This is a genomic window from Bradyrhizobium sp. SOJA106, from assembly GCF_059448745.1.
This window is the reverse complement of the sequence record NZ_CM182549.1, coordinates 2,896,049-2,908,782: the sequence shown is the minus strand read 5'-3', so window position 1 is coordinate 2,908,782 and position 12,734 is coordinate 2,896,049. Positions and strand designations below refer to the sequence as shown.

The following is a 12,734-nucleotide window of genomic DNA, read 5'->3' as shown; positions in this document are numbered from 1 at the left end:
CGGAACGACGGTCGGGATTAGCCCGTATTCCTCAACCCCGCCGAGATGCCGTTGATGGTCAACTGAATCCCGCGCAGCACCTGCTCGTCGGGGTTGTGCGCGCGATGCTCCTTGAGCAGCTCGACCTGCACGTGGTTGAGCGGGTCGAGATAGGGGAAGCGGTGGCGCACCGAGCGTTCCAGCAGCGGATTGCCTTGCAGCAGGCGGTCCTGACCCATGATGTCGAGGAGCGTCTCGATGCAGGAATGCCATTCGCGGCGGATGCGGCCGAATATATTTTCGCGCAAGGCTTCGTCCGGCACGAGCTCGGCATAGCGCGAGGCGATCGCAATGGAGCTTTTCGCCAGCACCATGTCCATGTTCGACAGGAGCATGCGGAAGAACGGCCATTCCTTGTAGAGCTCCTTCAGGAACGGCATGCCCTGCTGCGGATGCGCCGCGATCCACTGCTCGACCGCGCTGCCGAAGCCGTACCAGCCCGGCAGCATCAGGCGGCATTGCGCCCAGGAGAACACCCAGGGAATGGCGCGAAGATCCTCGATCGCGCGGGTCTTCTTGCGCGAGGCCGGGCGGCTGCCGATGTTCAGCGTCGCGATCTCGTTGATCACAGTCGAGGCCCAGAAGTAATCGACGAAGCCCTCGGTCTCGTAGACGAGGCCGCGATAGGCCTTGAAGGCGAGGTTCGACAATTCGTCCATCGCGGCGAGATATTCGCGGCGCGGCGCGCTCTGGCGCGGCTGCAGCAGGCTCGCATCCAGCGTGGCGGCAGCGAGGATCTCCAGATTGTTGCGGCCGACCTCGGCGTTGGAATATTTCGACGAGATGATCTCGCCCTGCTCGGTGATGCGGATCTGGCCGTTCACCGCGCCGCCAGGCTGCGCAATGATGGCGTCATAGCTCGGCCCGCCGCCGCGGCCGACCGAGCCGCCGCGGCCGTGGAACAGGCGCAGCCGCACGTGATGCCGTTCGAACACATCGACGAGGCCGATCTCGGCCTTGTATAGCTCCCAGCCCGACGTGACGAAGCCGCCATCCTTGTTCGAGTCGGAATAGCCGAGCATGACCTCCTGCACGCTGCCGCGGCTGTCGACCAGGCGGCGATAATCGTGCAGCGACAGCATGCGGTCCATGATGCCGCTGGAAGCCTGCAGATCCTCGATGGTCTCGAACAGGGGCACGATGTTGATAGCGCTGCGCCCGGAGGGATGGACGAGGCCCACTTCCTTGAGCAGCACCGCGACCTCGAGCATGTCCGACATGCCCTTGCACATCGAGATGATGCATTGAGGGATCGCGTCCGAGCCGAACTTCGCATGCGCTTCGGCGGCGGCATGGAAGACGTTGAGCTCGCCCATGGTCTCGTCGCTGTATTTGACGAAAGGCGAGACCAGCGCGCGGGTCGAACGCAGCTCGTTGGTGAGCAGCGAGATGCGCGCGTCCTCGCCGAGCGCGAGATAGGACATGCCGGGATTGGCGGCGTCCATCAGCTCGGCGATGGTGCGCTCGTGCACCGCCGAGTTCTGGCGGATGTCGAGCCGGGCCAGATGGAAGCCGAAGCAGTCCACCGCGCGCCGTAACAGCCGCAGCCGGCCGCGGGCTATGACGCGGGCGTTGTTGGAGATCAGCGAGCGGTGCAGCACGTCGAGATCGGCCTGCAATTCCCTGACGCTCTCATAAGGCTTTCCCTTGCCGACCGGCCGGCGCGTGATCTCGACCTCGAGCTTTTCGGCGGTCGCGGTGAGGCGCGCATAGATGCCGGAGACTGCGAGCCGGTAAGGCTCGCCGCTCCGGTGCGGCGAGGTGTCCGGCGAGCGCTCCGCCAGCGTCCGCAGCTCCTCCGAGACGTCGGCGAGATGCGCCGCGATCGACAGTTCCGAGCCGAGCACGTGCAGCTCGTTCAGGTAAAACTGCATCACGCGGCTCGATTGCAGCCGCAGCGTGCCACGCATGACATCGGCGGTGACGAAGGGATTGCCGTCGCGGTCGCCGCCGATCCAGCTGCCCATGCGCAGGAACGAGGCGAGCTCACTGGCAGCCGCCTCGCCGCCCTCCTCCAGCCGATCTTCCAGCACGTTGACCAGCCGTGGCACCTCGCGCAGGAAGGTGTAATCGTAGAACGATAGGCCATTGGCGACCTCGTCGAGCACGGTGAGCTTGGTGCGGCGGAGCAGATTGGTCTGCCACAGCGTCAGCACCTCCCGGCGCAGCTGCTCGTCGCTGGCGGCGGCCTCCTCCGCGGTCAGCGCGACACGCTCGCGCCGGTCGAGCAGCGCGGCCACCTCCATCTCGCGGTCCATGGTGCTCTTGCGCCGGACCTCGGTCGGGTGCGCGGTCAGGACCGGACTGACCAGCGCAGTCCTAAAGAAGCTGCGCAAGGTGTCGGAGTTGATGCCCGCGGCCTTGGCCTTGGCCAGCGTCTCCGCCAGCACACCGGAGCCGCCGCCCTTGCCGGCACGCATCTGGCGGATGTTGTTCTGGTCCTCGGCGATGTTGGCGAGATGGGAGAAATAGCTGAAGGCGCGAACGATCCGCACCGTCTCGGAGATCGACATGCTGTCGAGAATCTGCTCGAGCTCGCGGCGGGCGAGCCGGTCCTCGTCGCGATGGAACCGGATCGAGGTCTGCCGGATGCGCTCGACCAGGTCGAACACGTCCGCGCCCTCCTGGTCGCGCACGGTATCGCCGAGGATGCGCCCGAGCAGGCGGATGTCGTCCCGCAGCCGCGCGTCCGCTTCCAGCGCCTGAACGTCCTCAGGGCGATTCGGGCGATGATCAGGCGCGTCGGACGATACGGTTTGGAGGGACATTGGCTCGCTCCCCTTAGTCAGAGCTCCCTATGGCTCCCCGGCGCCGTCAAGTGTGCAAGTTTTTTGCCGCAGTGCAAGATGAACTTGGGGCGGCGCCAGGCAATGACTCTCGTGTCCCGGACGGGCAGCGACGCCGCAAGCGTTGCTGCGCCGAGCCGGGGACCCAGGAAGCCACAAAGAAAATGCCGCACTGTAGGCCCGGCTCTGCAGCGCACCACGCCGCGAAGGGGGCGGCGCGCTGCGCTGCCTCCGGGGGCACGAGATCCCGTTCACACAACCATGCTTTCGCGCTCTCGCGGCGCAGGCGTCCGAACTTCGGTCGATCAGAATATTTGGCGCCCGGTTCTTGACCTTTATGTAGCGTGATTTGTCCGTTGGGCAACGCCAGGCGTGCTTCGATAGCCTGCATTTGAATGATGACACGACATTCGAACTCAACCACGCTCGAAGGATAGGGCTGAGTGAGGTCAGGAGAGATGAGCACTTGTCCAGCATGCGGCAATGCGTCGACGGCCAAATTGTTCGAAGTGACCGCAGATCAGGCCTCCCGATCCTTCATCAATCCGCGCCAGTATCCGGATCGCTTTCGAAAGTTGACACGTCACCTGTCGCTGCTCTGGGGCCGCGACACGTGCGAAATCCGCAAATGCGCGGGTTGCGGATTCGGCTTTGCATATCCGTTCGTCGCGGGCGGCGCCGAGTTCTATAACCTGGCCGCGCCGCATCCCTCCTATCCGACCATGAAATGGGAGTATGCAAGGACAATCGAAGAGCTGCGTCGCATGAGCACTGATGGAAAGACGGCGATCGATGTGGGAGCGGGGTTCGGGTATTTTCTTGATCAGGTCCGGGACAGATTCTTTCCTGCATCCCACATTTACGCGGTCGACTACAACGAAACAGCGCAACAGATATTGCGATCCAAAGGCTACAAGACTTTTTCGGTTGATCTTCGAGACGATGGCCTCGCCCCGATGAAAGAGGCGTTCGACATCATCTTCATGTTTCAGGTGTTCGAGCACATGGACCGGGTGGATGAAGTCTTTGCTCGATTGAAATATCTTCTCAAGGCGCAAGGCTCCGTCTTCATCGCCGTGCCAAACGAGCTCCGAACGTACTACATGGAGTCGCATGGATCTCTCATAGACATGCCACCGAATCATATTGGCCGCTGGACCAAGGAAGCCTTCGCTGCCGTATGTCGGCGACATGGCCTGCGATTGAGCATCTGCGAGCGGGAACCATTCAACCTCTTGAAGTTCCTCCGAGAAGACGTCGTGGACAGCTTTTTGCGCAAGGCAGAGAAGCCGGGCAGCATCTGTGAGTTCGTGCGCGGCCTGCCGCGAAGCAAAGCGCAGCGGATCGGGCAGGCCGTGATCGCACTTTTGCTTTCACCGTCACGCTTGCCGGCGTGGGCCTACGCGGCAAGGCATACGTCGACGCTGGGGAGTGCGCTCTGGGTGAAAATTGACAAAGGTGTCCCCCAAAGCTGAAGCCCCCGTCCGGCGAGTCTAAGCCGGCACGATCACCTTGCCGATCGGCCAGAGCGCGATGCCGGCGAGCTTCAGATGGGCCCAGGCGAACGGAATGCCGATGATGGTGATCGCGAGCACGAGCGCGGTCACGAGGTGGCCGAGCGCCAGCCACCAGCCGGCCAGCACGAACCAGATGATGTTGCCGATCACCCCGAGCGGCCCGGTGCCGATATCGCTCTCGCCGGTGACCTCGTAGCGGCTGACCGCCCGCGAGCCGAACGGCAGCAGCGTATAGACGGCGATGTTGAACGCCGCCCGCGCCCAGGGCAGGCCGATGATGGTGACGGCCATGATGACCGCGGCCACCAGCCAGCCAAACGCCATCCAGGCGCCGCCGATGAGAATCCAGAGAATGTTGAGCAGGATGGAAACGGGGGACATGGGATCATCCACGGGTCAGTGATCACTCACTATAGCACGACGTCCGAGGTCATAGTCCATGACGCCGGCTGCGTTCGGCCCGCAGCGATGTGCCGACAAATCCAACATCTTCGATTCCTCGCCAAATCTCCTTCGCGCAGAGCCAAAGCGTCAGCGCGGCGACGGCAATCGCGCCTAGTCCCGAGATGAGAAGTGGGTTCGGGCAGAATATGACAAGAAAAAGGTCGAGCGGAATGTATCCGGTCGGCAAGGGCGGCGAGCAATAAAATGCCAGAGCCCAACCGCAAGACATGACGGCGGCAGCGTTCGCTCCGGCCAGGGTTGCCACGACCATCGCGAGACCCTTCTTCATGGAGAGTGCGAGATCAACCATCTTCACGACGGCACAAGATGCGAGCACGAGGATGATCATCTGCCCCCGTCCAAAATCTCCCGCGGCGATGGCCTGACCGCCCCAGGCCCACAGCGCAACGACGCAGGCCAGCAGGGTCAGATTGACCTTCACCGCCTCGGGAAACTTGCAACGAAGCGCATAGGCATTCGCCTTCTCGACCAGGTCCAGCACCGCGCAGGCGATCAATCCGGCCGCAAAGCCGCCGAGATGGACGCCCCAGTCGATACGCGAGTTGCTGAACGCGAACGCGACGTTCAAGCCAATGTTGATCGCGAAGAAGTCGAAGCTGACGTCGAGCTTGCCGAGGATCCACAGGCAGAGCAGCGCGCCGAGAATGCCCGACGTGGCGCCGGAGGCTCCGACCGTCAAATAGGGGGTGGAATGGATGCCATTGCCGATGATGGCGCCGAACACCATCGCGCAGAGATAAATCATGAGGAAGTAGGCCGGCCCGATCCGCCGCTCGAGATGCCCTCCCCAAAGCACAAGACACAGCATGTTCATCGTCAGATGAACGAAATCGACGTGCAGGAAGCCGTAGGCGATGAGCCGCCAATACTCATGCCGCGCCATTGCAGTCGAATACATTCCGCCATAGCGATACAGTAATTCCGCCGGTGCTGACGGGCCGCCCGCCTGGATGAAGCAAAAGCCCGACGCGAGGACCGTCACGGTCAGCAGTGCATAGACAGCCCCATGAGGGACTTCGAAGAATCCGGGACGAAACGATGGCATGAAAAATCGGGACCAGATGAAGCGGAGAGCGGCAGCATAGCCGAACCGACGAAGCAACTCTACCCTTACGTGTATCAGATCGCCGACAGCTTGTTGATAGTTCGGGACAAGCGGCATCTCATGCCCGCGTCAGATCTTCCGGCCCGCCTGCTCCCAATATGGATCGCGCAGGCGGCGCTTGAAGATTTTTCCGGAGTCTTCTCGCGGCAGGCCGCTGCGGATCTCGATGTGCTTGGGCACTTTGTAGTCGGCGAGCGAGGTCTTCAGCCGCGCCCGGATATCGCCGGCATCGAGCGTAACGCCCGCTTGCGGCTCGACCACCGCCATTAGGGCCTCGCCGAACTCGGCATCTGGGATGCCGAACACGGCGCAATCGTGCACGCCGGGCACGGCGTGCAGCACGGATTCGATTTCGGCCGGATAGATGTTGACGCCGCCTGAGATCACCATGTCGCGCTTGCGGTCGCAGATGAAGACGTAGCCGTCCGCGTCGATATAGCCGACGTCGCCGGAGGTGATGAAGCCGTCGCGGTCGATCTCGGAGCGCTTCCCGGGCTTGTTGTGGTAGGTGAAGTCGGCAAGCTCGGCCATGCGGGAATAGATCTCGCCGATCTCGCCGACGCCGAGCACGCGGCCGTCCTCACCGAGAAAGCGCAGCTCGGCGCCGGGCGAAACCTTGCCGACGGTGCCCGGCTTCTTGAGCGCGTCCTCGGACGTCGCAAAGGTGACGGCGCCCGATTCCGTCGAGCCATAGAATTCGTAGATCACCGGGCCCCACCACTCGATCATGGCGCGCTTGACGTCGGCCGGGCACGGCGCGGCGGCGTGGATGACATGGCGCAGCGAAGAGACGTCGTACTTCTTGCGGGTCTCTTCCGGCAGTTTCATCAGGCGGATGAACATGGTCGGCACCATGAACATGGTGTCGATCTTGTATTTCTCGATCAGCTGCAGAAACTCTTCCGCCTCGAAGCGCGGCATCAAGACCAGCGCGCCTCCGAGTTTTCCCGCGCGGATGCCGAACGAGTTCGGCGCGGAATGATAGAGCGGCCCCGGCAGCAGCGCGCGGGCACCGGGCTTGAGGCCATAGATCATCGCGCGCATGCGCTCGCCGGCGGCCTGTTGATCCGGCGTCGGCGCATTGCGCCGCACGCCCTTGGGATGGCCCGTCGTCCCTGACGTGTAGATCATGTTCATCGGCTGCGGCACGACAGGGCCCTCATAGCGCTGGAATTGCGCGAGCCAGGGTTCGAAATCGATCGCGAATTCGGGCGTCCTGAGATGATCTGGATCGATCTTGTAGTTGGCCAGGATCTCCGGCGGCGTCGGCACGCTGAGCACGGTGACGCCTTCGGGAATCGCATCGCGCAGGGCGTGCAGCATGTCGGCATGTCCGATCAGCACGGACGTGCCGGTGTCGCGGAGGATGTAGTTGATCTCCTCCGGCTTGAAGTGCCAGTTGATCGGTACGCCATAGGCACCGAGGCGCATCGCGGCGTAGGCGGCCTCCAGGAAGGCAATGTCGTTGCGCATCAGCATGCAGACGCAATCGCCCTGGCGGACGCCGATCTTGGCAAGACCCGAAGCGATGCGATCGGCGCGGTTGGCGACTTGGGCGTGATCACGACGGCGCTCGCCGGAGACGATGCCGAGGAATTGGGACGTTTCGCTCATTTTTGTTTTTCTTTGTTCTTGTGTTCGTCATTCCGGGATGGTCCGAAGGACCAGACCCGGAATCTCGAGTTCCGGGTTCGATGCTGCGCATCGCCCCGGAACGACAGTGAACTAATCCGCAAACTTCGGCGCACGCTTCTCCAGATTGGCCCGCACCGCTTCGGTCTGGTTCGGACTGCCGATCAGCTTCTGCTGCTCGACGGACTCGGCGAGCAGTGCCGGACCCGGATCGACCGAGAGATTGTTCAGCAACCGCTTCGCCGCGCGGATCGCATCGGGGCTCTTGCCGGCGATTTCGCGCGCGACTTCGAGCGCTGCCGCGCGCGGCTCGTCGCAGATGCGCGTGGCGAGACCGTAGGTCATCGCCTCCTGCGCGGAGAAGATGCGGCCCGTATAGGTGAGATCGCGCAGGATGTCGTCGCGCACCAGCGAGGCCAGGATCGGCGTGCCCGCCATGTCGGGGACGAGGCCCCATTTGATTTCCATGATCGACATGCGCGCATCAGCGCTGAGAAAGCGCATGTCGGCCCCGAGCGAGAGCTGGAAGCCGCCGCCAAAGGCAACGCCATGCACCGCCGCGATCACCGGAACCGGAAGCTGGCGCCAGCCCCACACCGCGGCCTGCGGAAAGTTCGCCTGGCCATGCGTGCGCTTGGTGAGATCGCGATTTTCGCCACCCGGAATTCCGTTGCCGCCCTTCTCCTTCATGGCGGCAAAACGCCCCATGTCGAGCCCGGCGCAGAAGGCGCGGCCCTCGCCCGACAGCACGACGGCGCGGAGGCCTTTTTCCTTCGAAAGCCGCTCGGTTGCGGCGACAAGGGCCTCGAACATGGCCTGATCCAGCGCATTCATCTTGTCGGCGCGCACCAGCCGCACGTCGGCGACGCCTTTCGAGATCGAGATCGAGACGCGCTCTTCCATGGACGAATTCTCCCCTGTTCTTGACCGGTTGCCGCTTTACAGAAAGCTGGCGGCCGGATTTAGTCAATCGACCAATTAACTGACAATCCGTACGGGAGAAACAGCCATGTTCAAGGAAAATCTTCTGGCTGGGCGGCGCATCCTCGTGACCGGTGGCGGCACCGGGCTCGGCAAATCGATGGCGGCGCGCTTTCTCCAGCTCGGCGCCGAGGTGCATATCTGCGGCCGGCGCAAGATCGTCTGCGACGAGACCGCGACCGAGCTGATGGCCGAGTATGGCGGCCGCGTCACCAGCCACGGCGTCGATATTCGCAACGCGCTCGCGGTCGAGGAGATGATCGAGACCATCTTTCGCGACGGACCATTGACCGATCTCATCAACAACGCCGCCGGCAATTTCATTTCGCGCAGCGAAGAACTCTCGCCGCGCGGCTTCGATGCCGTCGCCAACATCGTCATGCACGGCACGTTCTACGTGACCCATGCGGTCGGCAAGCGCTGGATCGCCCTGAAGCAGCCCGGCAATGTCGTGTCGATCACCGTGACCTGGGTGCGCAACGGCTCGCCCTACGTCGTGCCGTCGGCGATGAGCAAATCGGCGATCCACGCCATGACGATGTCGCTCGCGACCGAATGGGGCCGCTACGGTATCCGCCTCAACACCATCGCGCCGGGCGAAATCCCGACCGAGGGCATGAGCAAGCGCATCAAGCCGGGCGACGAGGCCGGCGCGCGCACCAAGGCGATGAACCCAATGGGCCGCGTCGGCACCATGGAGGAGTTGCAGAACCTTGCGGTGTTCCTGATCTCCGGCGGCTGCGACTGGATCAACGGCGAGACCATCGCGATGGACGGCGCCCAGGCGCTCGCCATGGGCGGCAATTTCTACCAGCTGCGCGATTGGAGCGACGACGACTGGAAAGCCGCGCGCGAAAGCATCATGGCGCAGAACGAGAAGGACCGGGCGAAGCGGGGGTAGTCTCTCTCGTGCCCCGGACGCAGCGCAGCGCGCCCCTGGCGATGCGAAGCATCGTCCAATGCGTCGTGGTGCGCTGCTGAGCCGGGGTCCATCTCTCGGCGTACGCAATGAATGGGTCCCGGCTCTGCGCAGCAGTGCATAGCGCGTTGAAGACGCGCGTGAACGCGCTTGTGCGCGCTGCAGCGCGTCCGGGACACGAGACCATGGCTGGCCTTCTCGCATCTTGTCTTCACCTGCGGATAACGCCACACTCCCCGGCACAAAACAAAACGCCACGGGAGAGACATGTCCACACAGCCATTGGCGAACCTCGCCGACATGGTGCGCGAGCGCGCGACGAGCCGCGGCGACGCCATTGCCTTTGAGTTCGAGGGTCGCATCACCAGCTTTGCCGAGTTCGATGTCAAGACCAACAAGGTCGCCAACGCGCTCCTCGCCATGGGCTTGAAGAAGGGCGACCGCATCGCCTATCTCGGCAAGAACAGCGATCTCTATTTCGAATTGCTGATGGGCGCGATGAAGGCCGGCGTCGTCATGGCGCCGGTGAACTGGCGGCTCGCCGGCCCGGAGGTCGCCTTCATCGTCTCCGATTGCAAGGCGCCGGTGCTGTTCGTCGGGCCGGAGTTCATCACGCAGGTCCGGCAGATCAGGGATCAGATATCAGACGTGCGCACGATCATCACGACTGAAGGCGGTGCCCCGGAGTGGCAGGATTTCACAGCCTGGCGCGATGCACAGAGCGGCGCCGACCCGAAGGTGCCGATCGACACCAACGACATCGCGATCCAGCTCTACACCTCGGGCACGACGGGCAAGCCGAAGGGCGCGATGCTGAGCCACGCGAACTTCCTCAACCTCGTGCAAACAGGCAATGCGGAGGACAAGCCGGAGTGGAACCGGTGGTCGACCGACGACGTCTCGCTGGTCGCGATGCCGATCTTCCACATCGGCGGGTCCGGCTGGGGCGTGATGGGCCTCTATCACGGTGCCCGCGGCGTCATCGCGCGCGAGTTCGATCCGACCAAGGTGCTGGATTTCTTCGAGCAGTCGGGCATCACAAAACTGTTCATGGTGCCGGCGGCGATGCAATTCGTGGTGCGGCAGCCACGCGCGAAGACCGTCGACTTTTCACGGTTGAAATACATGCTCTACGGCGCGTCCCCGATTCCGGCGGCGCTGCTGAAGGAGTGCATCGAGGTCTTCAAATGCGGCTTCGTGCAGATGTACGGCATGACCGAGACGACCGGCACCATCGTCGCGCTGCCGCCGGAGGATCATGTCGAGGGTCTCGAGCGGATGCGCTCGGCCGGCAAGGCCCTGCCGGGTGTCGAGATCGCGATCCTCGACCCCGACGGCAAGCCGCTGCCGCCGCGCGAGGTCGGCGAGATCGCGACGCGCTCGGGCTCGAACATGGCGGGCTATTGGAACCTGCCGGAGGCGACCGCCGCGACGCTGCGCAGTGACGGCTGGCTGCGCACGGGCGATGCCGGCTACATGGACGAGGACGGCTATCTCTATATCCACGACCGCATCAAGGACATGATCATCTCCGGCGGCGAGAACATCTATCCCGCCGAGGTCGAGAGCGCGCTGTGCGACCATCCTGACGTCGCCGAGGCCGCCGTGATCGGCGTGCCCGACGACAAATGGGGCGAGGCGGTGAAGGCCGTGGTGGTGATGAAGCCTGGCAAGCAGGCGAGTGCCACCAATATCATCAACTTCACCCGCGAGCGCATCGCCGGCTACAAGACGCCGAAGAGCGTGGAGTTCTTGCCGGCCCTGCCGCGGAATCCGTCAGGCAAGATCTTGCGGCGGCAATTGCGCGAGCCCTATTGGGCGGGGAAGGACCGACGGGTGAATTGATTCCGCGGTGCCGTAGGGTGGGCAAAGGCGCGAAGCGCCGTGCCCACGTGCTCGCTCGATAATCGAAAGATCGTGGGCACCCTTCGCTTTGCCCACCCTACGAGACTGGAGCAAGCTTCAGTGCTTCCCCGGCCCCATATAGCCGAACAGGAACCCCGCCACCTTGCGCATCTGGATCTCCTCACTGCCCTCCGTGATCCGGTAGCGGCGATGGTGCCGGTAAATGTGCTCGAACGGCTTGTGGCGTGAATAGCCCATGCCGCCGTGGACCTGCATGGCGCGGTCGGCGGATTCACAGCAGAGACGGTTTGCCCAGTAATTGCACATCGAGACGCGATCGGAGAGCGTGCGCTCGATCTGCTCCTCGGTGAGCTGGTCCATCTCCCAGGCGGTCTTGCGGATCAGAAGGCGCAGCATCTCGGCTTGGGTGGCGAGCTCGACCAGCGGGAACTGGATCGCCTGGTTCTCGGCGAGCGCCCGGCCGAACGGCTTTCGCTCGCGCGCGTATCTCACGCTCTCGTTGATGCAGTAGACCGCCGCGCCGAGCGAGCTCGCCGCCTGGCGGATGCGGTTCTGATGGACAAAGCACTGTGCCAATGACAGGCCTCGGCCGACCTCGCCGAACTGCGCATCCTCGGGCACGAACACCTCGGTGAAGCTCACGCGCGGATGGTCGGTCGGCATGTTGAAGGTCCACATGTACTCCTCGATCTTCACCCCGTGGCTCTTGGCAGGCACCAGGAAGCAGGTGATACCGCGGGCATCGCCGTCATTGCCCGAGGTGCGCGCGAACAGCGCGCAATGCGTGGCGACGTGCATGCCCGTCGTCCACATCTTCTCGCCGTTGATGATCCAGCCCTTGACGTTGTCGCGCGTCGCCGGCACCGCGCGTGTCTCCATGTGGGTTGCATCCGAGCCGTGATGCGGTTCGGTCAGGCCAAAGGTGATGCGATACTTGCCCTTGATCGAGCCGTCGATCATCGCCTTCTGGTCGTCGCGGCCGTAGCGGTCGAGCATCGTGACGACGGGGAAATTGCCGACGATGGAATGCTCATTCTGGAGATCGTTGTGCAGCCCGAGGCCCTTCGCGGCAAAGTGCTCGCGGATCACCGCCATCCAGAGATTGGAGCCGTCCTTGCCGCCATATTGCTTCGGCACCGGAAAGCGCAAGTGACCCGCGGCGTCCGCGAGATCCTTGGCTTTGCGCAGCAGCGCTTCCCATTCAGGGCGCGGCAGGCCGCCATTCTCGAAATCCGTGCGCGCCCATTCGCGGCGATGGTCGAAGAAGCGGATGTTGTCGTCGGCCTCCTCCAGCGGCTTGATCTCGCATTCGATGAAACGATCGAGCTCTCCGAGATAGGTGACGAGATCGGCAGGCAATGAGAAATCCACAGGTTCTCTCCCGGATTGATTTTATCGTTTTGTGTTAAGGCGCTAGCGCGTTC

9 protein-coding genes are annotated in these 12,734 nt (G+C 63.4%); 3 read left to right on the top strand and 6 right to left on the bottom strand.

What is annotated here, in order from left to right; all coding sequences use genetic code 11:
• Positions 1 to 17 precede the first annotated feature (17 nt).
• The gene (gene ppc / locus AC5V87_RS12985; RefSeq protein WP_495371200.1) at positions 18 to 2,807 is read right to left on the bottom strand and encodes a phosphoenolpyruvate carboxylase; all 2,790 of its coding nucleotides are present in this window, start codon (positions 2,805 to 2,807) and stop codon (positions 18 to 20) included.
• Between the two features lie 527 nt (positions 2,808 to 3,334).
• Between ppc and AC5V87_RS12980 the strand changes: the two genes are divergently transcribed.
• The gene (locus AC5V87_RS12980) at positions 3,335 to 4,300 is read left to right on the top strand and encodes a class I SAM-dependent methyltransferase (RefSeq protein WP_495371888.1); all 966 of its coding nucleotides are present in this window, start codon (positions 3,335 to 3,337) and stop codon (positions 4,298 to 4,300) included.
• 18 nt (positions 4,301 to 4,318) lie between these two features.
• Here AC5V87_RS12980 and AC5V87_RS12975 read toward each other — a convergent pair whose 3' ends face one another.
• From AC5V87_RS12975 to AC5V87_RS12960, 4 genes are all read right to left on the bottom strand, one after another.
• Complete coding sequence (locus AC5V87_RS12975) at positions 4,319 to 4,723, bottom strand: YccF domain-containing protein (RefSeq protein ID WP_235539507.1); 405 nt, start codon at positions 4,721 to 4,723, stop codon at positions 4,319 to 4,321.
• A gap of 49 nt (positions 4,724 to 4,772) precedes the next feature.
• A complete protein-coding gene (locus AC5V87_RS12970; protein WP_495371199.1) occupies positions 4,773 to 5,969 on the bottom strand; it encodes a rhomboid family intramembrane serine protease in 1,197 nt (398 codons plus the stop codon).
• A 12-nt stretch (positions 5,970 to 5,981) separates the two neighbouring features.
• Positions 5,982 to 7,526, bottom strand: a complete 1,545-nt coding sequence (locus tag AC5V87_RS12965) for an acyl-CoA synthetase (RefSeq protein ID WP_495371198.1) — start codon at positions 7,524 to 7,526, stop codon at positions 5,982 to 5,984.
• 111 nt (positions 7,527 to 7,637) lie between these two features.
• Positions 7,638 to 8,447 (bottom strand): crotonase/enoyl-CoA hydratase family protein, encoded by an 810-nt coding sequence (locus AC5V87_RS12960; RefSeq protein ID WP_456839722.1) that lies wholly within the window; start codon positions 8,445 to 8,447, stop codon positions 7,638 to 7,640.
• A gap of 106 nt (positions 8,448 to 8,553) precedes the next feature.
• Here AC5V87_RS12960 and AC5V87_RS12955 point away from each other — a divergent pair, with 106 nt between their 5' ends.
• Complete coding sequence (locus AC5V87_RS12955) at positions 8,554 to 9,426, top strand: SDR family oxidoreductase (RefSeq protein WP_456839723.1); 873 nt, start codon at positions 8,554 to 8,556, stop codon at positions 9,424 to 9,426.
• Positions 9,427 to 9,711: 285 nt separating this feature from the next.
• Positions 9,712 to 11,289, top strand: coding sequence for a fatty acid--CoA ligase (locus AC5V87_RS12950; protein ID WP_456839724.1), 1,578 nt, complete (start codon positions 9,712 to 9,714; stop codon positions 11,287 to 11,289).
• Positions 11,290 to 11,406: 117 nt separating this feature from the next.
• On the opposite strand, the gene AC5V87_RS12945 is transcribed toward AC5V87_RS12950, so the two are convergent.
• Entirely contained in the window at positions 11,407 to 12,681 is a 1,275-nt protein-coding gene (locus AC5V87_RS12945) for an acyl-CoA dehydrogenase family protein (RefSeq protein ID WP_456839725.1), read from the bottom strand.
• Between the last annotated feature and the right edge of the window lie 53 nt (positions 12,682 to 12,734).

What these genes read in the sequence shown, in the direction of transcription:
- ppc (WP_495371200.1), bottom strand. Translation starts at nt 2,807, where the DNA reads ATGTCCCTCCAAACCGTATCGTCCGACGCGCCTGATCATCGCCCGAAT.
- AC5V87_RS12975 (WP_235539507.1), bottom strand. Translation starts at nt 4,723, where the DNA reads ATGTCCCCCGTTTCCATCCTGCTCAACATTCTCTGGATTCTCATCGGC.
- AC5V87_RS12970 (WP_495371199.1), bottom strand. Translation starts at nt 5,969, where the DNA reads ATGCCGCTTGTCCCGAACTATCAACAAGCTGTCGGCGATCTGATACAC.
- AC5V87_RS12965 (WP_495371198.1), bottom strand. Translation starts at nt 7,526, where the DNA reads ATGAGCGAAACGTCCCAATTCCTCGGCATCGTCTCCGGCGAGCGCCGT.
- AC5V87_RS12960 (WP_456839722.1), bottom strand. Translation starts at nt 8,447, where the DNA reads ATGGAAGAGCGCGTCTCGATCTCGATCTCGAAAGGCGTCGCCGACGTG.
- AC5V87_RS12955 (WP_456839723.1), top strand. Translation starts at nt 8,554, where the DNA reads ATGTTCAAGGAAAATCTTCTGGCTGGGCGGCGCATCCTCGTGACCGGT.
- AC5V87_RS12950 (WP_456839724.1), top strand. Translation starts at nt 9,712, where the DNA reads ATGTCCACACAGCCATTGGCGAACCTCGCCGACATGGTGCGCGAGCGC.